At 62.5% G+C, this 25,942-nt stretch carries 20 protein-coding genes and 2 riboswitches; of the genes, 7 read left to right on the forward strand and 13 right to left on the reverse strand.

What is annotated here, in order from left to right; translation table 11 throughout:
• Positions 1 to 117: 117 nt before the first annotated feature.
• Entirely contained in the window at positions 118 to 3,363 is a 3,246-nt protein-coding gene (locus ACZ5TH_RS12960) for an ATP-binding protein (RefSeq protein WP_464795433.1), read from the forward strand.
• Between the two features lie 71 nt (positions 3,364 to 3,434).
• On the opposite strand, the gene ACZ5TH_RS12965 is transcribed toward ACZ5TH_RS12960, so the two are convergent.
• Positions 3,435 to 5,345 carry a CocE/NonD family hydrolase gene (locus ACZ5TH_RS12965; protein WP_464795434.1) on the reverse strand — a complete coding sequence of 637 codons (1,911 nt, stop codon included), beginning with the start codon at positions 5,343 to 5,345 and terminating at the stop codon, positions 3,435 to 3,437.
• A 207-nt stretch (positions 5,346 to 5,552) separates the two neighbouring features.
• Here ACZ5TH_RS12965 and ACZ5TH_RS12970 point away from each other — a divergent pair, with 207 nt between their 5' ends.
• Positions 5,553 to 7,871, forward strand: coding sequence for a TonB-dependent receptor (locus tag ACZ5TH_RS12970; RefSeq protein ID WP_464795435.1), 2,319 nt, complete (start codon positions 5,553 to 5,555; stop codon positions 7,869 to 7,871).
• 97 nt (positions 7,872 to 7,968) lie between these two features.
• Here the strand turns inward: ACZ5TH_RS12970 and ACZ5TH_RS12975 are convergent, their stop codons facing one another.
• The 12 genes from ACZ5TH_RS12975 to fdhD all read right to left on the reverse strand — a co-directional run bounded on the left by ACZ5TH_RS12975 (position 7,969) and on the right by fdhD (position 18,411).
• Positions 7,969 to 8,748 carry an enoyl-CoA hydratase-related protein gene (locus ACZ5TH_RS12975; RefSeq protein WP_464795436.1) on the reverse strand — a complete coding sequence of 260 codons (780 nt, stop codon included), beginning with the start codon at positions 8,746 to 8,748 and terminating at the stop codon, positions 7,969 to 7,971.
• Positions 8,738 to 9,808 carry an enoyl-CoA hydratase/isomerase family protein gene (locus ACZ5TH_RS12980; protein WP_464795437.1) on the reverse strand — a complete coding sequence of 357 codons (1,071 nt, stop codon included), beginning with the start codon at positions 9,806 to 9,808 and terminating at the stop codon, positions 8,738 to 8,740. The genes ACZ5TH_RS12975 and ACZ5TH_RS12980 overlap by 11 nt, the downstream gene beginning before the upstream one ends.
• Before the next feature lie 338 nt (positions 9,809 to 10,146).
• Entirely contained in the window at positions 10,147 to 11,541 is a 1,395-nt protein-coding gene (locus ACZ5TH_RS12985) for an NAD(P)(+) transhydrogenase (Re/Si-specific) subunit beta (protein ID WP_464795438.1), read from the reverse strand.
• 3 nt (positions 11,542 to 11,544) lie between these two features.
• Positions 11,545 to 11,835, reverse strand: a complete 291-nt coding sequence (locus ACZ5TH_RS12990; protein ID WP_196227069.1) for an NAD(P) transhydrogenase subunit alpha part 2 — start codon at positions 11,833 to 11,835, stop codon at positions 11,545 to 11,547.
• Between the two features lie 282 nt (positions 11,836 to 12,117).
• Positions 12,118 to 12,648 (reverse strand): bifunctional adenosylcobinamide kinase/adenosylcobinamide-phosphate guanylyltransferase, encoded by a 531-nt coding sequence (gene cobU, locus ACZ5TH_RS12995; protein WP_464795439.1) that lies wholly within the window; start codon positions 12,646 to 12,648, stop codon positions 12,118 to 12,120.
• Positions 12,645 to 13,610, reverse strand: a complete 966-nt coding sequence (gene cbiB / locus ACZ5TH_RS13000; protein ID WP_464795440.1) for an adenosylcobinamide-phosphate synthase CbiB — start codon at positions 13,608 to 13,610, stop codon at positions 12,645 to 12,647. Before cbiB ends, cobU begins: the two co-directional genes overlap by 4 nt.
• On the reverse strand, positions 13,570 to 14,544 hold the full coding sequence (locus ACZ5TH_RS13005; RefSeq protein WP_464795441.1) for a threonine-phosphate decarboxylase: 975 nt from the start codon (positions 14,542 to 14,544) through the stop codon (positions 13,570 to 13,572). Before ACZ5TH_RS13005 ends, cbiB begins: the two co-directional genes overlap by 41 nt.
• Positions 14,541 to 15,251, reverse strand: coding sequence for an adenosylcobinamide-GDP ribazoletransferase (locus tag ACZ5TH_RS13010; RefSeq protein ID WP_464795442.1), 711 nt, complete (start codon positions 15,249 to 15,251; stop codon positions 14,541 to 14,543). The genes ACZ5TH_RS13005 and ACZ5TH_RS13010 overlap by 4 nt, the downstream gene beginning before the upstream one ends.
• Complete coding sequence (locus tag ACZ5TH_RS13015; RefSeq protein ID WP_464795443.1) at positions 15,248 to 15,814, reverse strand: histidine phosphatase family protein; 567 nt, start codon at positions 15,812 to 15,814, stop codon at positions 15,248 to 15,250. Before ACZ5TH_RS13015 ends, ACZ5TH_RS13010 begins: the two co-directional genes overlap by 4 nt.
• Positions 15,811 to 16,827 (reverse strand): nicotinate-nucleotide--dimethylbenzimidazole phosphoribosyltransferase, encoded by a 1,017-nt coding sequence (cobT, locus tag ACZ5TH_RS13020; RefSeq protein WP_464795444.1) that lies wholly within the window; start codon positions 16,825 to 16,827, stop codon positions 15,811 to 15,813. The genes ACZ5TH_RS13015 and cobT overlap by 4 nt, the downstream gene beginning before the upstream one ends.
• Positions 16,824 to 17,231, reverse strand: a complete 408-nt coding sequence (locus ACZ5TH_RS13025; protein WP_464795445.1) for a DUF1636 domain-containing protein — start codon at positions 17,229 to 17,231, stop codon at positions 16,824 to 16,826. Before ACZ5TH_RS13025 ends, cobT begins: the two co-directional genes overlap by 4 nt.
• Before the next feature lie 160 nt (positions 17,232 to 17,391).
• Positions 17,392 to 17,581: riboswitch (cobalamin riboswitch) on the reverse strand.
• Positions 17,582 to 17,628: 47 nt separating this feature from the next.
• A complete protein-coding gene (gene fdhD, locus ACZ5TH_RS13030) occupies positions 17,629 to 18,411 on the reverse strand; it encodes a formate dehydrogenase accessory sulfurtransferase FdhD (RefSeq protein ID WP_464795446.1) in 783 nt (260 codons plus the stop codon).
• A gap of 91 nt (positions 18,412 to 18,502) precedes the next feature.
• A riboswitch (cobalamin riboswitch) is annotated at positions 18,503 to 18,748 on the forward strand.
• 171 nt (positions 18,749 to 18,919) lie between these two features.
• Here fdhD and ACZ5TH_RS13035 point away from each other — a divergent pair.
• Genes ACZ5TH_RS13035 through bluB form a run of 5 tightly spaced genes read left to right on the forward strand, consistent with a single transcriptional unit; the run spans position 18,920 to position 25,938 of the window.
• The gene (locus tag ACZ5TH_RS13035; protein WP_464795447.1) at positions 18,920 to 19,969 is read left to right on the forward strand and encodes a HoxN/HupN/NixA family nickel/cobalt transporter; all 1,050 of its coding nucleotides are present in this window, start codon (positions 18,920 to 18,922) and stop codon (positions 19,967 to 19,969) included.
• A complete protein-coding gene (gene cobW / locus ACZ5TH_RS13040; RefSeq protein WP_464795448.1) occupies positions 19,966 to 21,006 on the forward strand; it encodes a cobalamin biosynthesis protein CobW in 1,041 nt (346 codons plus the stop codon). Before ACZ5TH_RS13035 ends, cobW begins: the two co-directional genes overlap by 4 nt.
• Positions 21,006 to 24,698 (forward strand): cobaltochelatase subunit CobN, encoded by a 3,693-nt coding sequence (gene cobN / locus ACZ5TH_RS13045; protein ID WP_464795449.1) that lies wholly within the window; start codon positions 21,006 to 21,008, stop codon positions 24,696 to 24,698. The genes cobW and cobN overlap by 1 nt, the downstream gene beginning before the upstream one ends.
• Positions 24,695 to 25,300 carry a cob(I)yrinic acid a,c-diamide adenosyltransferase gene (gene cobO, locus ACZ5TH_RS13050; protein WP_464795450.1) on the forward strand — a complete coding sequence of 202 codons (606 nt, stop codon included), beginning with the start codon at positions 24,695 to 24,697 and terminating at the stop codon, positions 25,298 to 25,300. The genes cobN and cobO overlap by 4 nt, the downstream gene beginning before the upstream one ends.
• Positions 25,300 to 25,938, forward strand: coding sequence for a 5,6-dimethylbenzimidazole synthase (gene bluB, locus ACZ5TH_RS13055; RefSeq protein ID WP_464795451.1), 639 nt, complete (start codon positions 25,300 to 25,302; stop codon positions 25,936 to 25,938). The genes cobO and bluB overlap by 1 nt, the downstream gene beginning before the upstream one ends.
• Positions 25,939 to 25,942 lie beyond the last annotated feature (4 nt).

Consider the following 25,942-nt stretch of genomic DNA (forward strand, 5'->3'; position numbering starts at 1 on the left):
GTGACGATGAGGCGATCATCCATTGACGCGCGCAGCGTTCCCCCTCCTGGCGAACAGGAGATGCAGGCGCATTTAAACAAAGTGCTGATGAGCCCCGTCTTTGAACGCAGTCCCCGTATGCAGCGATTTTTACGCTATCTCTGCGAGGAGATGTTCGCGGGGCGAGGATCGCTCCTGAAGGAATATAGTATTGCGCTTGGCGTTTTCGACAAGCCTCAGGATTTTGATCCCGGCACCAGCGCGACTGTCCGGGTGGAGGCAGGACGCCTGCGCCGCCTGCTGACAAGCTATCAGATCAACCATGGCCAATCCGACACCATTCTGATTGTCATTCCCAAAGGAGGATATGTCCCAAGCTTCCAACGCAAGACGGAACAATCGGAAATTCTTGAGCGAGACGATGACGCTCCTGCAAAGGCTGCGACCCCGGATTTACCTTCGCATATGGAACTGCGCAGGGTAACGGTATTATCCTGCTCTTTCCGGTTAAGAGACATTTCCCAACTGACGGCCGAGTTCCTTGAAGAATTCGACCGCTTCCACGCATATTTTTCCTCGACCATGACGCAATTGGGCGGTGTCATGGAGAACGGCGCAACGGCCCGGCTCACCGTCTATTTCGGCTGGCCCACCTCGCTGGAAGATGCTTCGGGACGGGCGATGACAGCGGCAACGGAAATCGTTGCCTACGCACGGCGCGAACATCGAGATAATTGTGAGGTCCGTGTAGCCATTGATACAGGCAATGTTCTCTCACGACCCTGCCTGGAACAGCCGCTGATATTGGGTAACGTACCCACCATCGCCCTACAGATAATCGATCACACGCCATCTAACGCAATTCTCGTTTCGGAAGAGACCCGCCAACATTCACGCACCGCATTTGAAACCATTCCGGCTGGAGCAATAGAAGGCGAGGATGGGCACCAGATTCTTCTTTGGCGACTGCTGAGCCCCAGATCGACAACATGTTTTCTCGCGAAGCAAGATGCTCCGTCGGCCGACATCATCGGCCGGGGTGCTGAATTGGATCTGCTACGCAACCGTTGGCTCCTGGCTTCCACCGGAGAGGGGCAATCCGTCATCGTCGAAGGTGAAGCGGGTATCGGCAAATCCTGTTTGTCCGAAGCATTGATCAAACGGCTGCGGCCAAGGGGCTATCAAATCCGCCTGCAATGCTCTGCGCACCACAGCAACAGCGCACTTTATCCCGTTATCCAAATCCTCCGCCGGTTGATGGCGGGAAACGATCCATCAAACGCCGTACTGGGTCAATTTCTTAAGAGAGTCGGTTTGGACGGGCCGATCAACAGGGCGCTTCTTCAAACATTGCTCGCTCAGGCGGATGTGGAAGAAAATATGGAGGGCATCCTCCCATCGGCGAGCGAAAAGAAGGAAAAGACACTTCAGCTTCTGATCGCCATCCTTTCTGCCTTATGTAGCCGCAGACCAGTTATCCTCCTTGTCGAAGACATACATTGGGCGGACCCCACGACGCTGGAGCTGATTGGATTTGCCGCGTCGGCATGCCAGGATTTACGGCTCTACCTGCTAATGACGGGCAGGTCAGGGTGCGCGGCGCTGTTTGGACCGGGACAACCGGTTACTGTTCTTCGTCTCACCCGATTATCCCGCCAGGATTGTAGCCGGATGATTGACGGCATTGCGGGGGATGCGGCGTTGCCAATCCCGGCCCGGGATACGATTATCGACAAAGCCGACGGGGTGCCGCTTTATCTGGAGGAACTGACTAAGCTCCTGCTCGCCCAGAATGTTGGGAAGGGCGATCTGTCGACAGTGCCCGATAGCCTGAACGACTTGCTGGCATCTCAGCTCGGCTGCATGGGCTTTGCACGCCGGGTTGCGCAGGTGGCTTCCATAATAGGGCGGGACTTCCCTGGCGAGATATTGAGGGCTCTGGTCGGCGATGAAGATCAGCGGGTGGCCGCTGCGATCGACCAGCTGCTGGCCGCCGGCATTCTGACGCGCGGTCGCTCCAACGGCAAAGGTCGATATGCCTTTCGGCACGCGTTGCTCCGCGACGCGGCCTATACGTCGATGATGGACGCAGACCGTCAGGACCTGCATTCTCGAACTGCCGACATCCTGGTTGACTATTTCCCGGAAATAGCAGCCGATCACCCCGAAGTAATCGCTGGACATATGCGCCATGCGGCGCGTTTCGACGAGGCGGTATCCTTCTGGCTGGATGCTGGCCGCAAAGCGGCACAAAGATATGCCCTCGCTGAAGCAAGCGCGAACTATCACGCGGCGATTGAAACCCTTGCTTCGATTTCACCAGGTATCGGACGAAGCGAACGCGAACTTGATGCCTTGTTGGAGTTGGGGGCAACTGTTCGGGAAGCGGAAGGCTATTATGCCCCGGACTTGAAGCAAATTTACGAGCGCGCGCACCTGCTGGCGGAGGAGGTCGGACGGCCTGAAGCGCTGGCGGCCAGCCTGCATGGGCTTTGGACCGTGGCGGCGGGCCGTGGGCGCTGGAAGCATGCCGACCTGTTGGCGATTGAGTTCGACCAGTTCATTCATTCACTGGGACCAAATGCCCGCCTGGAGGCGGAAGGAGGGCGCCTGCTGGGCGCTGGCGCGGCATTCCGGGGAGACTTTGCCGCAGCCCGAACGCACTTCGAGCGCGTGGTCGCTGTCTATGATCCCGCGCAACACGGCCGCAGCTTCGGCTATGATCCCGGTGCGGCCTCCACGGCCTATCTTTCCTGGGTACATTGGCACACCGGCAATCCTGAACAGGGCAGGCGAGAGGCTGAGCGCGCCTTGGCCATGGCGGAAACCCTTGGCCACCCGGCAACTTTGTCACTGGTGCTGGTGTGGCTGCTCTTCCACGCGGTTTGCGAAAGGGATTACGGCCGTATCCACACCTATAATGACCGGCTTCAAGAGCTATGCTCGCAGCAGCTTTGCCGGTTCTGGCAGCCTTTCGGGCGAGCTTGCCTGTCCTGGGCGTCGTTCCATTCGACGCGTGATCCGTCACATCTGGATCAGCTCCTGGCCCATACGAAGGCCTTTTCTGAGCATTATCTCACATCCTGCCTGCACCTGCTCGCCGCTGATATCTGCGACGAAATGGGCCATTACGAAAAAGGCCTGCACCATACCGGTTTGTCCGCGACGTTCATGGCCCAGCATGACGAGCGGATATGGGAAGCGGAATATTGGCGCTTAACCGGACGGTTGCACGCACGCTGGGGGCCGGACAAGAGCGAGGCGCGGCGTTGCCTGGAACAGGCGCTGACCATCGCGCGTCAGCAAAACGCGGTCACGCTGGAACAGCGGGCCATCGCCGGCCTGCAAGCTCTGTCGGGTGCGGATATCGGCCTCGTTGCCTGAGCTGCCGACGCTGACCACGAGATAATACCCGATGATCTGGGAAGCCCGCCTAGCTGCGGGATGATCCCCGGTCAGCCATAGGGCAGCAGGGACAATGGCATCTCTATAGGCGGCGCCTCCTCAACCGGAATGGGCCGGGTGTAAAATCGTCCGGTCTCGCCCGAGGGGAAAGGCGTGTCTATCCATTGCCTTGGCCGATCGGCAGGCACCACAGGCAACTCGATCGCCGATGGCCGTGCGGCATCGTGATGGATCGTCTGGCGCGCGATCCGATAATCTTTTGGAGCAGCGGTGGAAAGGTCGATGAAATCCTGGGGGTTCACCTCGCTGTTCGGATAATCGCTGCTCGAAATGACGATGCGAACGCGGTGCCCCTTTTTGAACAGGTTGCTGGTTGGCGCCAGCTCGATCTCATATCTTTCTACCGCATCCGGCATCAGCCCTTCCGGAGCCTTGCGCGATTTACGATAGCGCGCCCGCACCATGCCGCTCGCCAGATTGTAGGAACGGCCGTCCGGAAACAGGTCGATCAGCTTCACGAACCAGTCGCAGTCCGTTGCCGACGATTGCGCATGGAGGATGACCCGGATTGCGCCCGTCACCTCCATATCCTCTTCCAGCGTCGCCGTCGTATAGACAAGAATATCCGGCCGATGGTCATTCGGCCGTTGATCCGCAGGCCCGCCGTGCAACGAATGCCCGCCCAGCGAAGGCACGGGATTAGCAGGATCGCTGACATAATGGTCAGCGGGTTCATCCGCGCCCGGAGCAGCCTGAGACAGCAGCCCGCCGCCCTCTGCGCCGTTCGCGTTACCATCGCTGTGCAAGTAGAACAGCGTCGGCCGAGCATCGGGGAGCGGCCAATCCTGCTCGGCCCGCCAACGATTTTCACCCATCACGTACAGCATAACCCGATGGTCGTCCCCTTCCCCCGAGCCCCCCAGAAGGTGGCGGTCCATCCACGCCCCCATCATGGCGACGTCATCGACCAGCGCATTGGGGAAATGACAGAGCATCCCGTTCGCGACGTGACCCCATGGCCCTATGATCAGCCGCTGCCCCTGACGCGCCGCTTCAGTGGCGCCATGGCGAGAAATGTTGACGAACGCATCCAGCGAATTACGGTTGAACAGATCATACCACCCGGTGAAATGCAGAACCGGCACTTTCACCCGGTCAAACCGCGAGGCTGCGTCATTCGGGGCGAAGAATTCCGGATTATCCCTGTTGTCGAGCCAAGCATTCCAGAATGGCATATGCCGGTTAATCGGGACGTCTTTCAGCGCGTGCCCGCGCGCGATCTCGAAAGCCAGGTCTGGGGATGCCATTAACATTTGCGGAGCCGCAAAGCCGCTGGGCAAGCCAACCGCCCGAGCGTCGGCCTTGATCGCTGCGGTCACCTCTTCGCCCATCCGTGCCGCAGCGGTGAACGCCATGCCCATGGTCCAGCACAAGGCCGTGCTATCCATCACGCCCCCCTTGTAGACCCAGCCATTGTTGAACTGGTTGACGGCCGGAACCTGAACGAAGGCGGCGTCGATCTCATTATCTTCGGCCTGGAGGTGCAGCAGCTGCGTCCCACCCATATAGGACTGGCCAGTGGTGCCGACCTTCCCGTTGCACCAACCTTGCTGCTTGATCCAGCGGACAGTATCGATGCCGTCCTGCCGTTCACCCCACCCCTCATTCATCATCGGGTCGAACACGCCGCCCGACCCGTTCGTACCGCGCACATCCTGAACCAGAACAGCGTAGCCTCGCCGGGTCAGATAAGCGGGCGTTCCAAACGAACCCTGCACAAACAGCTTGTTATAAGGCGTGCGGATAACAACCACGGGATAACCGACATCCGGCTCCACCTGTCCCGACGCCATCGGCAGGTATAGGTCGGCGGCCAGATCAACACCATCGCGCATTGGCACGACAAGGTTCCGGAAAACAGCTGTTTGCGCGGTTGTCAGATCCGATGGCACGATGGTCACTCCACTGATTGAAGGGCGCAGCGGGCCGTTTTCCAACCGATCGCTGTGTTTCCCCCGATATACTCTTCCCAGACGCCGTTGGAACATATCAGTTCGCTATCTAACCGTATGCTACTATCATCAAATCGCGCATTGGGAGAGCATTTCCGAAAGGCTCGAATGAGGCCTGAAGAATATGTCGGAAAATGCATTGGAGGGGAATTGAATATGTCTGTCAGGAAGTGGGCACTATTGGCCTCTGCGCCGCTGTTTCCGGCCATGGCCCATGCGCAAATCCCGCAGTCGGAGGACGAGCCTTCAGGCGCGGGAATGCTGCAAGATATTATCGTCACGGCGCAAAAACGTGCCGAGCCACTGCAATCGGTGCCTGTTGCTGTTTCCGCTTTCAATAGCGAAACATTGGAGCATGCGCGTCTGGATAACCTGACCGGACTGCGCGGACTGGTGCCGGGGTTGACGATCAACCGATCCGGCGCGTCCGTGGACGTTCCCCAGCTTAGCTTGCGCGGCATGTCCATTCAGGACGTGCTGCCCAGCCTTGAATCCAGCATCGGCTTTACAGTTGACGGCATCCCGATCGCCTTCCAGCGCGGATCGCTCATGGACGCCTATGATATTGAGCGGATCGAAGTGCTTCGCGGCCCGCAGGGTGTCTTGAATGGCAAGAACACGACGGGTGGCACCATCAACGTCATACGTTCGCGGCCCGACCCGGCAGCCGACGCGACCGGCAAGGTTCGCTTCACCATCGGCAGCTTTGGCGAAAATGATTATGAAGGCGTCATAATGGCGCCGATCGTCAATGACCTGTTGGCGGTCAAGGGCTCGATCACGGTACGAAAGAATAACGGCCAGTTCAGAAATATCGTTACAGGCGGGCGCAATGGAGACCGGGACGTCCGCACGTTTGGATTGGCATTCGTCGCTACGCCAACGGACAAGCTCAACCTGTATCTCGCGCTGGATCGGGTGGAAAATGACAGCGACTTGCCGCCCTACTCCCAGTTGCTGACGCCAAATCTGATCACCTACAAGGTGCCGGGTTATTTCGGCGGCGCCAACTCGCCTTGCCTCAATCCCTATACGGCGTCCATCTGCACGCCTCTCACCAAAGACAAGAATGTTGTTGAATCGCGACCATTCCCCGGTTCCCTGCGGCTTAATGCCCTGACCGGCGAAATTTCATATCAGGCAACAGATGAAGTTCGGCTCGTCAGCCTTACCGGCCTGCGCGAGTTCAAGGAATATACGCTCGGAGACTATGACTCCACGCGCTTCGCCCTGGCGCGCAATGAGAGCAATTTGAAGGCGCATCAGTTTTCCGAGGAACTAAGGTTCGAAACGTCTTTCAATGGCCCCTTCAATCTCGTCGGCGGCTTCTTCTACATGAACTATGAATATACTCAGAAAACCAACCTTTCCGTGGACCTTGCCGCCTTGCCTCCCATCGCCACGGGATTGCCCGATTGGCTGCCGCCAGGCTTTGCCTACCTCAATTCGGTGGATGCCTATGTCACCAACCAACATAACCGGTCGACCGCGCTATTCTTTCAGGCCGATTACGACCTGACGGACCAACTTCGCCTGACTGTCGGTGGACGACAGACCTGGGACCGCAAGAAAACGCATTATATCCTCTATTCGGCCGTGCCAGGAACGGTGCGGGACATGAGCGTTCTGGGACCGCTGGTGGGCGACGTCTCTGCTGGGGTGAGCTTTCAGAAGTTCACGCCAAAGGTCAACGTCCAGTATAAGTTCAATCCCGACATACTAGCCTATGCGAGCTACAGCCGAGGTTACAATACGGGAGGTTTCAGCGGCCGCACTGGCAATATTGTAACAGCTGTTCAGCCCTATGATCCCGAAGTGATGGACGCATTTGAAATCGGTTTCAAAAGTGAGCTCTTCGATCATCGTGTCCGCTTCAACATCGCGGCATTCCATAATATTCTCGACAACAAGCAAGAGAATGTTCTCCAGGTTGATGGATCGCGTCTCTTGTCCAGCACCTTAAATGTCGCGAAGGCGAAATATACGGGGGTAGAGGCAGAGTTGACCCTCGTGCCCACTCGGAACTGGACGATCCTGGCGACAGGCGGCTATCTGCACGCCAAATATTCAGAGTTCAGGGGCAACCTAGGGCAGGGGGACGCTGACCTGTCGGTACTCCGCCTACGCCGCACGCCCAAATGGACCGCTGGCCTCGTTTCCGACTATACAATCGACGCCGGAACCGGGAAATTCGGCCTGAACGCTGCTCTATACTATACTTCACGATATGAAACGGACGCGTTGAACGATCCGCGAGGATCGATCCCGCCTGTTGCCCGAATGGATGTAGGCATCCGTTACGAACTGCCGGTCAGCGATGGCACGAAGTTGGAAATTTCGGGCTTCGTGAAGAACGTCACCGACAACACCACTTACGATGGCATTACGTCGGGCGAGAGTCCGGGTTCATTGGTCGAGTTCGCGAACCCGATCACGGGCCGGACGTGGGGCGTTTCCCTGTCCGCGCGCTTCTAAAGCACTTCTGTCCAGAAGCTCGTGCCTGTCGCACCAAGTTGCGGCTGGCACGAGCCAGGAAATTCTCCAACAAACAAGCCAGCGACTGATCGCCTGATCAGCGACCGCGCCACGCCCCCGCGCGCTTCTCCACAAAAGCGCTCATGCCTTCTGCCCTGTCCTCGGTAGCGGTGAGGATCTGGAAAAGGCGCCGCTCGGTCAGGATGCCTTGAACCAGCCCCGTTTCAAAGGCGATGTTCACCATCTCCTTGTTCACCATTGCTGCCATTGGCGGCATCGAGGCGATGGCGGCGGCGGTTTTGAGCGCCTCTTCCAACAGCTGCGCGGCAGGCACGATGCGACTTACCAATCCGGAACGCTCCGCTTCGGCGGCATCCATCATGCGGCCGGTCAGGCACATTTCCATCGCCTTCGCCTTGCCCACGGCGCGGGTCAGGCGCTGGGAACCGCCCATGCCAGGGGCTACGCCCAACTTGATTTCGGGCTGGCCAAACTTCGCCGTCTCGCCTGCGATGATGAAGTCCGCCATCATCGCCAATTCGCAACCGCCGCCCAGCGCAAAGCCCTGCACAGCTGCGATCCACGGCTTGCGCGTTGCCACCACGCCAGTTTGCCAGCCATAAAAGAAATCCTCCAGGAAGAAGTCCGCCGCCTGCTTCTCGACCATCTCCTTGATGTCGGCGCCTGCCGCAAAGGCCTTCTCACCGCTTCCGGTCAGCACCGCGCACCGTTGTGCCGGATCGGCGTCATAGGCGGCGAATGCAGCGCTCAGATCCTTGAGCACCTGGCTATTGAGTGCATTGAGCGCTTGCGGCCGGTTGAGCGTGATTAGTGTGACGGCGTCATGCTGTTCGACGATAATGGTTTCAAAGGTCATGAGAGATTTCCGTTTGAGGCAGAGGGGTCCATTCCTTGTCCTGCGGCAGAGGCGCGAAGAGACTATCTATCAAGGTGCCATCGACCTCCTCGGGCGTCGCCGGGGACCATTTCGGAGCATTGTCCTTGTCAAAGATCACCGCGCGCACACCCTCGACGAAATCGGGACGGCGAATGATGTGGCAGGCCAGGCGATATTCGTTCCGCATATTGTCCGCAAAGTCGGTGAAGCCAGCGCCTTCCACCAGTTGACGCAGGGCGACCTTGACCGCTTGCGGCGATTTGGTTGCGAGCACCGCCAACTGCTTGTCCGCCCATTCCGACCCGTCCGCCTGGAGGGCAGCAAGGATATCCTCCAGGGCATCGCTCGCGAAAAGGCGATCGATCCTGTCCCGCTGCGCCATCAACCGGGATTCCGGAGCGGGCTCATTTACCTGATCAAGGATGGTCGAAACTTGAGAGGGATGTGCAAGGATTTCAGCCTTGAGCGCATCCAGCCTGTCAGAGCCGACATAATGGGTCGCAATCCCGATCGCGACGCAATCCGCGCCATCCAGACGTGCTCCAGTCGCGGCAAGCCATGTGCCGATCCGCCCCGGCAGCCGAGGCAGAAACCAGCCTCCACCCACATCGGGGAAAAGGCCAATTCCTGTTTCAGGCATGGCAAAGGTCGTACGCTCCGTCGCGACCCGATATCGGCAAGGCAGTGAGAGACCGACGCCGCCGCCCATCACAATCCCATCGATGAAGGCCACAATAGGTTTGTCGTAGACGAACAGCAGATGGTTCATTCGATATTCGACGCGGAAGAAATGCTCCGCTGCTGCGCAGTCCGTCTTTGCGCTATTGGCGATAAGCGCGATGTCACCTCCGGCACAGAATCCGCGCCCTTCGGCATGGTCGATCATGACCATGAGCACCGCCGGATCGTCGCGCCAATCCAGCAGCGCCTGATTGATTGCCTCGCACATCTCCGGGGTCAGCGCGTGGATAGCCTTGGGACGGTTCAGCCGGATGCGGCCCACGCCATTTTCGACCGAGAGGATCAACTGGTCAGTCATGTCTTTTCCCTGCACTCGCGGAGCGTCTCCGATAATGACCAGGCGTATGATCTGGCTGTGTTTCCCAGGGCCGATATTCCAAAGAGCACAGCAGTCGCGCCAATCGCCATGGAGCTGTGCTGTCCATGCGCGGGCGCGATTGTGCAATCAACATCTCATATTCGCAAATTAGGTCTGCATTTTTGCAGTGATTGGCATGATCAACATAGGCGACGCACCGCTCGAATGAGCCGCCGCCTGGCGCAATACTTCTCCCACAGGCTGCGGGCGAACCCCCATGAAAAAAGCCCGCTGCTTGGGGGCAGCGGGCTTCTGTATCTTGGCGCTATGCGGGCCGATCAGTGGAGGCCCGAGCCGCCGCCCGCCAGTTCCTTGGCGATGGAGCCGACCATGTCCTTGGCGTCGCCGAACAGCATCTGGGTGTTGCTGTTATAGTAGATCGGATTGTCGATCCCGGCGAAGCCCGCGTTCATCGAGCGTTTGATCACGAACACCGACTTGGCGCGGTCCGCTTCGATGATCGGCATGCCCGCGATCGCGCTCTGCGGATCGTCGCGCGCCGACGGGTTCACGGTGTCGTTCGCGCCGATGATCACCGCAACGTCCGCCTGCGGCAGTTCGGGGTTGATGTCATCCAGATCGACCAGCTGCTCATAGGGCACATTGGCTTCGGCCAGCAGCACGTTCATGTGACCGGGCATGCGGCCCGCCACCGGGTGGATCGCGAACTTGACGTCCACGCCCTTCTTGGTGAGCGCCTGGTACAGCTCGCTGACCTTGTGCTGCGCCTGCGCGACCGCCATGCCATAGCCGGGAATGATGACAACGCTGCTCGCGTTTTCCAGCTGCATTGCCGCTTCTTCGGCCGAGGCGGAGCGCACGACACGGTCGTCCTTGCCGCCCGCAACGCCCGCGACCACCTTGCCAAAGCCGCCGAACATGACATTGGCAAAGCTGCGGTTCATCGCCTTGCACATCACCAGCGCCAGGATGAAGCCCGATGCGCCATCGAGCGCGCCCGCCACGATCAGCAGCTTGTTGCCCAGCGCAAAGCCCATCGCGCTAGCTGCAAGACCCGCATAGCTGTTCAGAAGCGCGATGACCGTCGGCATGTCCGCGCCGCCGATCGGGATCACCAGCAATATGCCGAACAGCAGCGCCAGGCCCGCGAACAGCGGGAACAGCCAGGTCTGCGTCGGGTCAAGCGCCAGCGTCACCCCGATCGCCACCGTCGCCAGCGCCACCGCGCCATTGACGATGCGCTGGCCCGGGAAGGACACCGGACGGCTGCCCATCAGTTCCTGCAACTTGGCAAAGGCGATGATCGACGCGGTGCAGGTCAGGAAACCCAGCAGCATCTCGAACATCAGCGCCCACAGGATGAAGCCGCCCGCATATTCCGCATGGGCATGCTTGTAATATTCCGCGGCGCCGATCAGGCCGACGGCGAGCGCGCCAAAGGCGTGGGAGATGGCGGTTCGCTGCGGGATCGCCGTCATCGGCATCAGCAGCGCCATCGGAATGCCCGCCGCCGCGCCCGCGATCATCGCGATGATGATCAGGTTGTAATCAACGACCTCATGCTGAACCAGCGCGCCGATGATGGCGATGACCATGCCGATCTCGCCCGCGCGCACGCCGCGACGGGCGGTCGAGGGATGGCTCATCCACATCAGCGACAGGATGAACAAAGCGGACGCGACAATCGCCGCGAAGGGTACGAAAGCGTTCATCTCTTACTTCCCCCGCGGCTTGAACATCTTGAGCATGCGATCGGTGATCATGAACCCGCTCACAAGGTTCACCGTCGCGCAGAACACCGCGATGAAGCCCAGCGTCTTCGCCAGAGGCGTCGCCCCTGCCTCACCTGTAATCGTGATCGCCCCCACAATCACCACCGCCGCAATCGCATTGGTCAGCGACATCAACGGCGAATGCAAAAGCGGCGATACCTTCTTGATCAGCTGAAAACCAAGAAAAGCCGCCAATATGAAGACGAACAGATAATCTGCATTGAAAGCGTTCACTGACTTATCCCCTGTCCAGAAACCGCGATCCTATCAAGAAACCCTAGCGATCTTCCAATTTCGCACGGGTTCGGAGCATATTGCCCCTGCCATGATCGCTGGCTCCTATAAAATCCCTCCACGCACTATTAAGCGTGCCATATTGATCCAATACATCGCAGGCAAGCCGGTCAGAGCAATTTATCACATAGTCGATTCGCGCAACGAATTTATTCAACCTCTACGACAAGTAGGGCTGCGGGCATCAGCGATTTTCAAAATCGCTTGCAGCCGCGCTCTTCTTCATCCGCCTTGCTTGAGTGTCAGGGGCAGGCCAGCAGCGACAAATACCACCCTGTCGCAAGCGGCCGCCACATGCTGACTAAGCAGGCCCGCTTCGTCTCGGAAACGGCGGGCAAGTGCGTTTTCCGGGACGATGGAGAGGCCGACCTCATTGGCGACCAGCACAATGGGAACGGTGCAGCCGGTGATGGCGGCGATCAGTTCTTCGCTCCACCGGGCGATGTCTTCGCCAGCCAGCAGCAGGTTGGACAGCCACAGGGTAAGGCAATCGACAAGGATCGGGCCAGATGGCGTACGCGCGTGGGCATTCCGGATCGCGGCGGGCAGATCGATTGGGGCTTCGATCGTTCGCCAGCGCGCGTTGCGGCGGGCGCGATGCGTGGCGATCCGTTCGTGCATCTCAGCATCATACGCCTCGGCCGTCGCGATGTAGGTCATGACGCCGGGCAGGGCTTCGCACTGCGCTTCGGCATGGCGGCTCTTGCCCGAACGGGCGCCGCCGAGCACAAGCAGCTTCTGGAAAGCGGTCATCGCCCGATCCATCCGATCAGCGCCGTTGCGAGCCAAAGGAGCGCGCAGGCCCGGACGTAGAGCGCCAACGCGGCGCGGGCGAAAGCGGGCGTGGCTTCGCCCCCTTCCCCGCCGATCCATGGCTTGGCATGATATTGGCCTTCATAGGCGACCGGCCCGGCAAGGCGGATGGCCAGTGCGCCTGCCATCGCCGCTTCCGGCCAGCCTCCATTGGGCGATGCGTGACGGCCATGATCGCGCCAGAGGATGCGCCAGCCGCCCATGCCCGCGACGCAGATCAGGAAGCCGGACAAGCGCGCGGGGATCAGGTTCAGCAAGTCATCGAAGCGAGCGGCGGCCCAGCCAAAGGCCGCGAACGGCTCCTCGCGATGGCCGATCAGGCTGTCGGCGGTGTTGGCCGCCTTATAGGCCCAGATTCCGGGCAGTCCGCCCACGAGCAGCCAGAAGAGCGGCGCGACGACGCCATCGCAAAAGCTTTCGGCAAGGCTCTCTATGGCGGCTCGTGCGACGCCTGCTTCATCAAGAGTGGCGGTATCGCGTCCGACGATCTGGCTGACCGCGCGGCGGGCAGCGAAGAGATTGCCTGCTTCTAGAGCCTGAACGACGGGCAGGACATGGTCGTACAGACTGCGCTGCGCAAGTGCTGGCCAAGCGGCAAGCGCAAGCCCTGCCCAGGCCCAGGAGCCGAGCAAGTGGCGGATGATGAATTCTGTGGCCCACCCTGCTGCGATGGTGGTCGCGAGGAGGAGTAGCAGCGTGACGATACCGCCGAAACGGCGACGCGCTTTGCCGAAGTGGCGCCGGTTCAAACCGCGCTCGCAAGCGGTGATGATCCCGGCGAAGGCTCCGACCGGGTGGCCGATACGGGCGTGCAACCGGGCTGGCCAGCCTAGCGCCGCGTCAAGGATCAGCGCGGCCAGCTCAACCAAGCGCTTCGTCCAGCCGGGACATGGCGGCATCATCGGCGGGCAGACCGAAGCGGAGCCAATGAGGGTAATCTTCGAAAGGGCGGGTGAGAATGGCGTGGCGCGCGAGGCGGTCGAACAGGGCGGCGGCGTTCGGCGTGTCGATCAGGCGGAATAGCGGGCAATCGCCGCGCGGGATGAACCCGTGGCGGATAAGTAGCGCATCGAGGCTGGCGGCGCGGGCGGGGAGGGTCGCGATCGTCTCGTCAATCCAGCGCTGGTCTCGACAGGCGGCGCGGCCAAAGTCGATCGCGGCTGCGGAAAGGGGCCAGTCTCCCAGCAGCCTGCGGCAGGCGGCAATGATGGAGGCCGGGCCGAGGAGGAAGCCGAGGCGGACGCCAGCAAGCCCGAAGAATTTGCCAAAGGAACGGAAGATGAGCAGGCGGCGGTGATCCCCAACTTCGGCCGCCATGCTGGCACCGGGCAGGCAGTCGGCGAAGGCTTCATCGATGATCAGCCAGCCGCCCCCTCTTTCCTGTTGGACCAGAAGCTGCTGCATTTGCGCCTGCGTATAGAGGCGGCCATCGGGATTGTTAGGATTGGCGAGCAGGAGCGCGGTGCCCGGTGGCGCGTCTTCGGGTCGCTGCAACGGGCGCGAATTCGGGAAAACCTGCGCATGGGTGCGGTAAGACGGCAGGATATGGCAGGCGGGCGTATCGATCAGGTGGCCAAGCAGGCGCAGGCCGGTTTCGGTGCCCGGCAGTGCGCAGATGTGATCGGGGGAGACGCCGAAATATGTGGCGGCGGCCTGTTCGAGATCGGCAAGCGCTGCGGGATCGGGGAGGGATTGCCAGTCCGGGTTGATCGTGGCGGTACCGGGCCAGACGAGCGGATTTATGCCGGTGGAAAGATCAATCCAGGGAAGGCGCGTCTCATAATGCTGACGCGCCGCCGCCAGACGACCGCCATGCCAACGAAAGATGTCACTCATCGTGCCAGCACCAGTGCGGCGAGCAGGCCGCTTTCGATGAGTTCGATCCCGGCGCCATGACCATCGCCCGAAATGCCGCCGATCCGGCTGCGCAGCCACCATCCCCAAAGCGGGACGAGGATAGCGGCGGACAGGAGGGCGGGAATGATCAGGCAGAAAGCTAGGGCCAGCATTGTCCAGCCGAGCAGGTGCGCCGGGCTGATGCTTTCACGGAAGCGGCTGGCCAAGCCCTCATGGAGCGGCGGGAGCCAGAGGGTCCATGCCAGGGGGCCGATCCGCGCGACGAAGGGCACGGCGATGAGGGCGATCGGCGCGACATGCTCCGCGCAGAGGCGCAGCAGGACGAGCTTCGCCAGCAGTTGCAGGACGATGGTGACGACGCCGAAGCTCCCGATATGCGGGTCGGCAAGAACGGCGGACAGCTTTGCCGGGTCGCCATGGGCTGCCCCTACCCCGTCAGCGATGTCGCCAAGACCGTCGAGATGAAGCGCCCCGGTGATGGCGACCCAGGCGATCAGGCCGAGCAAGGCGGCCATCCAGGGTTCGACGAGGAGGCCGATCGTTATGGCGGCGGCGACGGCAAGGCCGACGATGATGCCGGTCGCGGGAAACCAGCGGATCGCAGCGGCAAAGTCCTTTGCCTCCGCGCGCACTTGCGGGAGCGGCAGGCGGGTCATGAGTTGCAGCGCGAGGACGAGGCGGATCATGTCACGAGGCCGGTGATCTGCGCGTTTGGATTGTCTCCCGTCCAGATACGCAGGCTGAGCAAGGCGCCATAGGGAAGGTCGATTGCCCAGGCCTGCTGGTACGTGAAGCCATACAGCGTAGTCAGCGCCCCCCGTATCGCACCGGCATGGGTGAGGACCAGCGAGGACCGGTCGATTTCGCCAAGTGCCGCCTTTACGCGCAGGCAAAGGCCGGACCAGCTTTCCCCTCCCGGCGGAGGATGGTCGTCCGGGGATGACCAGAAACGACCAATTTCCTCAGCAGGGAGAGTTGCGGGATCGGTGCCTTCCCACGCGCCGAAGTGCAGCTCCCGCCAGCGCGCGTCGACGTCGTGCGGCACTTGCCTGTTGGTTGCGATCAGGGCGGCCGGAGCGTGGGCGCGTGCAAGGTCGGAGCTGATCAGGCGGTCGAACGCAAGCGCGCGGGATCGTTCGATGCATAGCTGCATGGCGGCCGGGTCGGGGGGCATATCCATGTGACCGAGCAGGAGGCCGGGCGTTTGTGGCGCTGCGTGGCGCATCAGATGGAGCGTGAGCGGGCTCATAGCGCGTTAGCCACGGCGGCTTCGGCGAAGGTTGCCATCTGGTCGTGCGCGGCGAGGGCCGAGCGGATGAGTTGCGCCGCGACCGCTGCGCCGCTGCCTTCGCCGAGGCGCATGTCGAGGTGAAGCAAGGGGTGCAGGCCGAGCTCTTCGAGCAGCCGGGCATGGCCTGCTTCGGCGGAGCAGTGGGCGGCGAGGCAGTGGGCCGTGATGGCGGGATTGTCTCGCGCCAGAGGGGCGATGGCCGCGCCGCAGATAAAGCCGTCGAGCAGCACCGGCACACGCATCATGCGCGCGGCAAGGACGGCGCCTGCCATCGCCGCGATCTCTCGCCCGCCGAGACGGCGGAGGGTTTCGAAGGCGTCGGTGCAATGGGGACCGTGCAGCGTATGCGCGATCTGGACGGCCTGCGTCTTGCGAGTGAGGGCGGCTGCGTCGATGCCGGTGCCCCTCCCCGTCCAGTCCTGCGCCTCGCCATCAAAGGATTCAAGGCACAGTGCGGCGGCAGAAGTGGTGTTGGCGATGCCCATTTCACCTGCGAAGAACAGGTCGCAATCTTGCACGACGGCGGCGGCGCCCGCGTTCAGGGCGTCGAGGCACTCCGCTTCCGTCATCGCGGAGGCTTCGCATATGTCGGCGGTGGGATTGTCGAGGGCGAGCGGGACAATGACCAGCTCGGCTCCGCAGGCGCCCGCAAGCGCGTTGATCGCCGCGCCACCTGCTTGGAAGTTCGCGACCATCTGCGCGGTGACGGAGGGCGGGAAGGCGCTGACACCGCGCGCGGCGACGCCATGATTGCCCGCGAAGACGGCGGCGCGGATGCGGTCGGTGCGTGGACGTTCGCGACCTTGCCAGCCTGCCATGAAGAGGGCGACCTCCTCCAGGCGGCCGAGCGATCCGGCGGGCTTCGTCAAAGATGCCTGCCGCGCCGCTGCCGCTTCGATCGCCGCCGCATCAGGCTGAGGGAGGTTGGCGAGCGCGGATTGGAAGCCACCGCGATCCTGAAAGCCGATCATGTGCAAACAAAGCCTTCGGGCGGGGTGCGGACGATGAAATGGCCCTTCACTCCCTGCGGCCATTCGGCGTAGCGCACGACGCCTTCTTCGCTGGCCGCGTGGCGCAGGGCATAGTCGAGGATGGCGCGGGCGGCGTCGGCATCCGGGTTGAAGTCGCCCAGCACGTAGCCGACCTTGCCGGGGCCACGCACATGGACGGTGCAATGACGCTGACAGGCGAAGAGGCAGGGCATGTCCTGCACGGCAACCGCATCATAAGCAGGCTCGGCCGCCTGAAGATCGCGCATCGCTTCAACCAGCAACGCGCCGCCGCGCCGTCCTGCTCCATCTTCCCGCTGATCAGCGGACAGGCGGCAGGTCGAGCAGACCACCACCGACGCCCCGTTTTCGACCGCGCGCAGCATCAGCGGCGCACTTTCATAACCATGTGAACATGAAAGACCGTCATCATGGTCCTCCCCGCAAAATCGAACCGCAAACGGCCCTGCCCGGCCGGATGGCGAGCAAGGCGGTGGCTGTCGTCCGCGAGGGGAACCCCGTTCGTCCGGCACACCCTGTCCGGTCGAAGAACGACTGCGGCAGGCAGGTCTCCTGGCTCACGGGTCGCTGCGAACCGACCGCCTTCTCGGGAGAAAAGCTCCCCCAATGGCTGCGTGGCCGGTCCACTCACCGCTTACAGTTGCAGGGGCAGCGCGGGCATTACACCCGACTTCCCTTTTGATCCCCGAGGGGAACCTGTCGCGGGGCTGCTGATAAAGAGCCCGCGGCGCGTCCGCAAGCGGTAGATGGAGCGGCGCTTTGTCAGTCGGGCAGGCCCCCCCCCGAGAGTATGGCATCGGGCCGGGCAAGCACGACGATCGGCAATCCGGCGCTGGTCGCACGCTCGGCTGCCAGACGGGTCGGGGCGGATATGGTGACGAGCAGCGGGCAATTGGCGAGCGCTGCCTTTTCCACCAGCTCAAAGGAACAGCGGGAGGACAGCAGCGCGAAGCCGCCATCCCAGGATAGCTGCCGCCTCCGCATGGCCCCGATCAGCTTGTCGAAGGCATTGTGGCGGCCCACATCCTCATAGGCGAGGCGGATCGCGCCATCCGGTCCCGCCAAGGCAGCGGCATGGACCGCGCCGGTTTGCCGGTTGAGCGGCTGATGTGCGGCAAGATCGCGCAGGGCGCCGAAGATAGCTTCCCGGCTCGCTTCCGATCGGGCGGTCACGGCAGGCAAGGGCCGCATCGCCTGCTCCAGATTTTCCACGCCGCACAGACCACAGGAGGAATCGGAGACGCGATGACGGACCCGGCCGAGCAGCCCCTCGACGCGGTCTTCCGGCAGCGTGGCCCGCGCGACAAGGCCCTGCTCCGTAGCATGGACATCGACGTCGATCGGCGCGTCGGATGGGATGACCAGCCGCTCGGCCAGCGCGAACCCCTGCACCAGTTCCGCAACGTCGGCGGGCGTCGCCATCAACACGGCATAGCCAACGCCGTTGAACTCGATCGCGACGGGCACTTCCTCCGCCAACTCGCGCGTCACGGACGATGCGTCGCCATCGGGGGTGATGCGGGTGAAGGAGAAGGGCGAAGACATAGGGCCGGTCTAGGCGGGCAATGTGCCTCCGGCAAGCAAATGGACGCGGCCATGCAACTGCCGCTTCCCTTTGGCGGGCAAGCCATCTATGCACGGCCTCGATCGCGCCGGTGCCCGGAAGGGCTTTAAAGGGAATGCGGTGCGGGCTGCTGACAAGGCGCCCAAATCCGCGGCTGTCCCTGCAACTGTAAGCGGTGAGCGAGACGCATATCGACCTTCCGTCACTTGTCGGAGGGTCAGCCACTGGGCCGGACGCTAAATCATGCGAGGCCTGGGAAGGCCATGTGTCGAGCGATGACCCGCAAGCCAGGAGACCTGTCGGCGTCTGGTCGCTCTTGCTTTGGCCCAGGGGATGGCCGGGGCACGGTATTCCGTCTGAGCGACGCGTGCGGCGGGGCCGCACCGGCATGCGTGCCGGGCGCAAAGATGCGTCCGTCCGGCGCGGAATGTCGGCCGCTTAGCGGAGGTCCCGTCCAGTCTCGCTGACGCTGACGGGAGCCATGCTTTTATGGCCATGCAATTTCCGGCGCTTCGTCGCCGTGCCACTTTCATCTTCGCGGGGCTGATCGCCGCCAACATCGCGTTATGGCTATGCGCCTCGCTGATCTTTGCGGGCGACACGATGATGCTGGGCACCGCCCTGCTCGCCTGGAGCCTGGGGCTGCGCCATGCAGTCGATGCCGACCATATCGCCGCGATCGACAATGTGACGCGCAAGCTGATGCAGGAAGGTCAGCGGCCGCTGACCGTCGGCCTGTGGTTCGCGATCGGCCATAGCGCAATCGTGCTGATCGCGGCGGTCCTCATCGCCTTCGCCGCCAGCGCGCTTAGCCGCGTTGAGGCGGCGGGCGAGATTGGCGGGATGATCGCGACGATCATCTCCGCCACCTTCCTCTTTGCCATTGCCGCGATGAACCTCATCATCCTGCGGTCGGTTCTAAAGACCTTCAACCACGTCCGCAGTGGTGGCGCCTATGTCGATGAAGATATGGACATATTGCTGGGCAATCGGGGCATGTTGGCCCGCCTGTTCCGGCCGCTGTTCCGTCTGGTCACGCGCAGCTGGCACATGGCGCCGCTGGGTTTTCTGTTCGGGCTAGGGTTCGACACGGCGACCGAAGTCGCGATCCTCGGCCTGTCCGCGGGTCAGGCGGCGAGCGGGCTTTCGATCGCGACCGTGCTCATATTCCCCTTGCTGTTCGCGGGGGGCATGGCGCTGATCGACACGGCGGACGGCGCGCTGATGATGGGCGCCTATCAATGGGCGTTCGTGAAGCCGATCCGCAAGCTCTACTACAACATCACCATCACATCGGTGTCCGCGCTGGTCGCAATCGTCATCGGCGGGATCGAGGCGGCGGCGCTGCTGGGCGACAAGCTGGGCCTGACGGGCGGCGTCTGGTCGGTGGCCGCCAATCTGGGCGAGCACTTCAACAGCCTCGGCTTCTTCATCATCGGCCTGTTCGCCGCCTGCTGGCTGGTGAGCTGGATCATCTACCGCTGGAAGCGCTTCGACGAAATCGAGGTGCTCCTCTCCAATCAAGGACAGACTTTATGAGCAAGGTTCCCGCCACCGTCATCACGGGATTTCTGGGCGCCGGTAAGACGACGCTGATCCGCCACCTGATCGAAAATGCGGGTGGGCGGCGGCTTGCCCTCATCATCAACGAATTTGGCGATGTCGGCGTCGATGGATCGCTGGTCAAGGGGTGCGGCGATGAGGCTTGCACGGATGAGGATATTATCGAGCTGGCCAACGGTTGCATCTGCTGCACCGTGGCGGACGATTTCCTGCCCACGATGCAGCGACTGCTCGACCGAGATGTGCCGCCCGATCATATCATTATCGAGACTTCGGGCCTTGCCCTACCAAAGCCGCTGGTGAAGGCGTTTCAGTGGCCGAATATCCGGACACGGGCGACGGTGGATGGGGTGATTGCACTCATCGATGCCGATGCTCTGGCTGCGGGGCGCTTTGCCCATGACGAGGAAGCGCTGGCTGCGGCACGGGCGGCGGACCCGACGCTCGACCATGACAGCCCGATCGAGGAGCTTTTCGAGGACCAGCTGGCCTGTGCCGACCTTGTGCTGCTGAACAAGACCGACTTGGTCGAGGGCGGCAGGCTTGCGGAACTGGAGCGGGATCTGGCGGCGGAAATCCGGCCGGGCGTGCGTATCGTCCGCACCGCGCGGGGGGAGATCGACCCGGCGGTCCTGCTCGGCCTTGATGCCGGGGTCGAGGACCAGGTTGACGCCCGCCCCTCCCACCATGACGAGGAGGAGGATCATGACCATGAGGATTTCGACAGCTTCGTCATGGAGTTGGGAGAATTGGGCAATCCTGCGCCGCTGCTGGATGCTCTGAAGCAGGTCATAGCCGATCACGACATATTGCGGGTGAAGGGCTTCGTGGCCATTGCGGGCCGTCCGGCGCGGCTCGTCATTCAGGCGGTCGGGCCACGCATCCAGCATCATTATGACCGACATTGGCAGGCGCAGGAGACGCGCGCTTCGCGGTTGGTGGTGATCGGCCAGGCGGGGCTGGACCGGACGGCGATCGAACGGGCATTCATCCGGCAGGTGGCGGCCGCCTGATGCATTTGCTGACCGCCACGCCGGGCACCGTCTCCAATGGAGACGAAGCGATCGACCTTGGCCAATCGCCGGGCGACATCGTGCTGCTGACCGTGGCGGACAGCGATCTTGCCTGTTTTGCCAGCGCCGCCGCCATGCTGGGGGAAAGCGCGCCGTCCATCCGGCTGGCCAATCTCCTTCAGCTCAAGCATCCCTATTCGGTCGACCTGTATGTCGAGAAGGTGATTTCCCACGCGAAATTCGTGTGCGTGGTGCTGTTGGGGGGCAAGAGCTATTGGCCCTATGGCATTGAGGAAATCGCCAATGTCGCGCGCGACAGGGGCATTGCCTTCGCCGCCATCGCCGACGGGCGGGAGGATGATCCCGAACTGCGGATGGCGTCTACCCTGCCCCCGGAAATATGCGACCGGCTGCGCGATTATCTGCGGCAGGGTGGCGTCGCCAATGCCACGGCTTTTCTAAGGACCGCCGCGCGGATTGCAGGGTTGGACGCGGGCGCGCCCGACGCGCCGGTTCCGCTCGCCGACGCGGGATTGTATCTTCCCGGTGCCGAACGCCCGACGCTGGAACAGGTGAAGGCCGGTTGGATATCCGGCCAGCCGACGGCGTTGTTTCTTTTCTACCGCGCCTTGTTGATCGCCGGGACGCTGGAGGCGGTGGACGCGATGATTGCGGGATTGCGGGCTGAGGGACTTAATGTCCTGCCGGTCCATGTTCGGGCTTTGCGGGAACCCTTTGCGCGCGACTTTCTGGAAGGGGTGATCGGGGCGGCTCGGCCGGACGTCATTCTGAACGCCACCGCCTTTGCCGCATCGGCGCCGGGCGAACCGCGCACGCCATCCATATTGGAGCGGGCCGATTGCCCGGTTCTCCAGACCCTGTTCGCCAGCGCCGAACAGGCGGCGTGGCAGGACAGCGCTCGGGGGCTGGGTCCGCGCGATTTGGCGATGCATATTGCCTTGCCCGAAGTGGATGGGCGCATCTTCACCCGCGCGGTCGCTTTCAAGGCCGCCGCCCGCTTCGATACGCGGACGGAATGCAGCATCGTGGTGCCGCAGCTTCTGGCTGATCGTGTGCACTTTGTTTCCCAACTGGCTGCAAACTGGGCCAGATTGGGACTGACGCCGGTTGAAGGCCGCCATGTGGCGCTGGTCCTTGCCAATTATCCGAACCGGGATGGACGGATCGGCAATGGCGTGGGCCTCGACACGCCGGAAAGCGCGGCGGCGATCCTGCGCGCGCTGGCGGAGGCTGGCTACCGGACTGGCGACGCGCCAACCGATGGCGCGGCACTGATGCGGCATATGACCGGAGGTGACGCGCCCTGCTCGCTCGCACTCACCGACTATCGGGCGGCATTTGATGACTTTCCCGAAAACGTTCGTACAGCCGTTGCCGAGCGATGGGGCGAGCCGGAGGACGATCCCTTCTGCCGGGGTGAGGCATTCTCCCTTCGGGTCCATCGCTTCGGTCAGGTCGCGGTCGCGGTCCAGCCGTCGCGCGGCTATGATGTCGATCCGAAGAGCAGCTATCATGACCCGTCGCTGCCGCCGCCGCACGCCTATCTCGCCTTCCACATCTGGCTGGCGCGCACATTTGCCGCCCACGCGGTCGTGCATGTCGGCAAGCATGGCAATCTGGAATGGCTCCCGGGCAAGGCGACCGCGCTGTCCGAGAATTGCTTTCCGGAAATCTGCGCCGGGCCGATCCCGCAAATCTATCCGTTCATCGTCAACGATCCGGGCGAAGGGACGCAGGCGAAACGCCGCATCGGCGCATGCATCATCGACCATCTGACGCCACCCCTGACCCGCGCGGAGACCTATGGGCCGCTCAAGGAACTGGAGGCGCTGGTCGACGAATATTATCTGGCGGCGGGGATGGACCCGCGCAGGCTGGAAACGTTGCGCCGGGACATATTGGCATTGGCGGCAAGCCAGGGACTGGACAAGGATGCGGGCGCGGAAGGCAGCGGGGACGATGCCTTAGCGGCTATCGACAACTATCTCTGCGAACTGAAGGAAATGCAGATTCGTGACGGGCTGCATGTCTTTACCCGATCGCCTGAAGGGACGTTGCGGCGGGACCTGCTGATCTCCCTTGTTCGCTGCCCGAGAGGTTTGGAGGAGGATCAGCAATCGCTGCTGCGGGCTCTGGCGGACGATCTGGATTTGGGTTTCGATCCGCTCGACTGCGGCATGGGCAAGCCTTGGGATGGGCCGCGCCCGGACGTGCTGGCAGGCGTGGCGCAGGATGCATGGCGCAGCACCGGCGATACGGTGGAGCTGCTGGAGCTCTATGCCATGCAGTTGCTCGACAGGGGCGAAGCTGCGCCGGGGCAGCGCAGCGCGGCGGTTCTGGATGCGGTTAGGAACCAGCTTGCGCCGCGCGTGGATGCTTGCGGCGAGGCGGAGAAAGCGGGGCTGCTCAGCGCACTCGACGGCAAGTTCGTGCTGCCCGGCCCGTCCGGCGCGCCGACGCGGGGGCGGCCCGATGTGCTGCCGACCGGGCGGAACTTCTATTCGGTCGATACGCGCGCGGTGCCGACTGTGGCCGCATGGAATTTGGGCCAGCGATCCGCCGACCTCATTGTGCAGGATTATCTTCAGCGGGAGGGCGATTATCCGCGCGCCATCGCTCTGTCAGCCTGGGGCACGGCGAACATGCGGACGGGCGGCGACGACATCGCGCAGGCGCTGGCTTTGATGGGCGTGCGGCCGCGATGGGAGTGGGCTTCGGGGCGGGTCGTGGGCTTTGAGGTGATGACGATCGCCGAACTGAACCGGCCGCGCGTGGATGTGACGCTACGCGTGTCGGGCTTCTTCCGCGACGCCTTCCCGGAACAGATCGACCTGATCGATAGCGCCGCGCGCGCCGTGATGGCGCTGGATGAGCCCGATGAGGACAATCCGGCTGCGGCTCGTCACCGGGCGCAGGCGGCGGCGCTGATTGCCGAGGGGACGCCTGAGAAGGCGGCGCTGCGCCGCGCGGGGGCTCGCGTTTTTGGATCGAAGCCCAGCGCTTATGGCGCGGGATTGCAGGCGATGATCGACGAGCGGTTGTGGCATGACCGGGCGGACTTGGCGAAGATCTATCTGGATTGGGGCGGCTATGCCTATGGCGGCGGGGTCGAGGGCGATACCGAACGCGACCTGTTCGCCCAGCGGCTGACCGAAGCCGACGCGCTGATCCAGAATCAGGATAATCGCGAGCATGACCTGCTCGACAGCGATGATTATTATCAGTTTGAGGGCGGCATCGCGGCGGCGGTCGAGCATCTGTCAGGGCGCAAGCCGCTCAGCTATCATAATGACCTTAGCAGGCCCGAGCGGCCGGTCGTCCGGACGCTGGAGGACGAAATCGGCCGCGTCGTCCGGGCGCGCGTCACCAACCCCAAATGGATCGCGGGCATGATGCGGCATGGCTATAAAGGCGCGTTCGAGATCGCTGCCTCGGTCGATTATCTCTTTGCCTTCGCCGCCACGACAGACGGGGTGAAGGACCATCATTTCGACGCCGTCCACGCCGCCTTCATCGAGGATGAGGCGGTGCGGGCCTTCATGGCCGACGTCAATCCCGCCGCCCTGCGCGAGACCGCCGCGCGCCTCCACGAAGCGCTGGACCGGGGGCTGTGGCGGCCGCGGTCCAACAGCGCCGCCATGCTCCTCGCCCAACTGAAGGACCCATCATGATCGAACGCACGCCCGAACAACATGCCGAAAAGATGAAGAAAAAACAGGCCGCCCATGACAAGATCATGGCGACCAAGACGCAGGAAAAAGGCCTGCTGATCGTCCACACCGGCAAGGGCAAGGGCAAGACGACCGCTGCGCTGGGCATGGTCGTGCGCGCCATCGGTCATGGCAAGAAGGTCGGCGTGGTCCAGTTCGTGAAGGGCGCGATGACCACCGGAGAAAAAGTCGTGTTCGATGCGTTTCCGGACAATGTCACATTCAAGCCGATGGGCGAAGGCTTTACCTGGAACACGCAGGACAAGACCCGCGACATCGCCCTCGCCCGTGAAGCCTGGGACGAGGTAAAGCGGATGATCACCGATCCCGCCTATGATATGGTGCTGGCAGATGAGCTTAATATCGTCCTGCGCTACGACTATCTGCCCGTTGATGAGGTGCTTGAGGCCGTGGCGAGCAGGGACGAGATGAAGCATGTCATCATCACTGGCCGCAACGCGCCCGAGGCTCTGGTCGAGGCGGCGAACCTTGTGACGGAAATGACGCTAATCAAACACCCCTTCCGCAGCGGCGTGAAGGCGCAGGCAGGGATCGAATTTTGATGAGCGGACCCGCTATTACCCCGATCGACAGCGCGCAGTTCGAGGCGCTGGTGCGGGCGCGGCGGGACATTCGCCATTTCAGGACCGACCCGATCGACGAAGCGGATGTCGAATGGCTGTTGAGCATGGCGCATCGCGCGCCGTCCGTCGGCCTGTCTCAGCCTTGGCGTTTCGTGCGGATCGAGACGGCGGAGTTGCGCGAGGGGCTGGCGTGCCATGTCGACCGCCAAGTCAGGGAAGCGGGTAAGGAATATGACGGGGATCAGGACCGGCTCTATCGCAGCCTGAAACTTCATGGGCTGCGTGAGGCGCCGGTGCTGTTCGCCGTCTATTGCGACGATGGGACGGAGACCGGCCATCATCTGGGCGCTGTCACCATGCCCGAGGCGCGACGCTATAGCTGCGTGATGGCGGTCCATACGCTGTGGCTAGCGGCGCAGACGCGGCGGATCGGCATGGGGTGGGTGTCGATCATGGAGCCTGCTGGCGTGGACGCGATGCTGGATATTCCGGAGGGCTGGGAGTGTCTGGGGCTGCTGTGCCTTGGCCGACCGGTGAGCGAGGAGGATGTGCCGGAGCTGGAACGGCGGGGATGGGAAGAGCGCACGGATTGGCATTCGGTGGTGGTGCGGCGGTGACTAG

It is taken from the genome of Sphingobium sp. TomTYG73, assembly GCF_055394245.1.

Bases quoted from the DNA above. Each gene is read 5' to 3' on its own strand.
- ACZ5TH_RS12960 (WP_464795433.1), top strand. From the start codon at position 118: ATGCAGCGATTTTTACGCTATCTCTGCGAGGAGATGTTCGCGGGGCGA.
- ACZ5TH_RS12970 (WP_464795435.1), top strand. From the start codon at position 5,553: ATGTCTGTCAGGAAGTGGGCACTATTGGCCTCTGCGCCGCTGTTTCCG.
- ACZ5TH_RS12975 (WP_464795436.1), bottom strand. From the start codon at position 8,748: ATGACCTTTGAAACCATTATCGTCGAACAGCATGACGCCGTCACACTA.
- ACZ5TH_RS12980 (WP_464795437.1), bottom strand. From the start codon at position 9,808: ATGACTGACCAGTTGATCCTCTCGGTCGAAAATGGCGTGGGCCGCATC.
- ACZ5TH_RS12985 (WP_464795438.1), bottom strand. From the start codon at position 11,541: ATGAACGCTTTCGTACCCTTCGCGGCGATTGTCGCGTCCGCTTTGTTC.
- cobU (WP_464795439.1), bottom strand. From the start codon at position 12,648: ATGACCGCTTTCCAGAAGCTGCTTGTGCTCGGCGGCGCCCGTTCGGGC.
- cbiB (WP_464795440.1), bottom strand. From the start codon at position 13,610: ATGATGCCGCCATGTCCCGGCTGGACGAAGCGCTTGGTTGAGCTGGCC.
- ACZ5TH_RS13005 (WP_464795441.1), bottom strand. From the start codon at position 14,544: ATGAGTGACATCTTTCGTTGGCATGGCGGTCGTCTGGCGGCGGCGCGT.
- ACZ5TH_RS13010 (WP_464795442.1), bottom strand. From the start codon at position 15,251: ATGATCCGCCTCGTCCTCGCGCTGCAACTCATGACCCGCCTGCCGCTC.
- ACZ5TH_RS13015 (WP_464795443.1), bottom strand. From the start codon at position 15,814: ATGAGCCCGCTCACGCTCCATCTGATGCGCCACGCAGCGCCACAAACG.
- cobT (WP_464795444.1), bottom strand. From the start codon at position 16,827: ATGATCGGCTTTCAGGATCGCGGTGGCTTCCAATCCGCGCTCGCCAAC.
- ACZ5TH_RS13025 (WP_464795445.1), bottom strand. From the start codon at position 17,231: ATGCTGCGCGCGGTCGAAAACGGGGCGTCGGTGGTGGTCTGCTCGACC.
- fdhD (WP_464795446.1), bottom strand. From the start codon at position 18,411: ATGTCTTCGCCCTTCTCCTTCACCCGCATCACCCCCGATGGCGACGCA.
- ACZ5TH_RS13035 (WP_464795447.1), top strand. From the start codon at position 18,920: ATGGCCATGCAATTTCCGGCGCTTCGTCGCCGTGCCACTTTCATCTTC.
- cobW (WP_464795448.1), top strand. From the start codon at position 19,966: ATGAGCAAGGTTCCCGCCACCGTCATCACGGGATTTCTGGGCGCCGGT.
- cobN (WP_464795449.1), top strand. From the start codon at position 21,006: ATGCATTTGCTGACCGCCACGCCGGGCACCGTCTCCAATGGAGACGAA.
- cobO (WP_464795450.1), top strand. From the start codon at position 24,695: ATGATCGAACGCACGCCCGAACAACATGCCGAAAAGATGAAGAAAAAA.
- bluB (WP_464795451.1), top strand. From the start codon at position 25,300: ATGAGCGGACCCGCTATTACCCCGATCGACAGCGCGCAGTTCGAGGCG.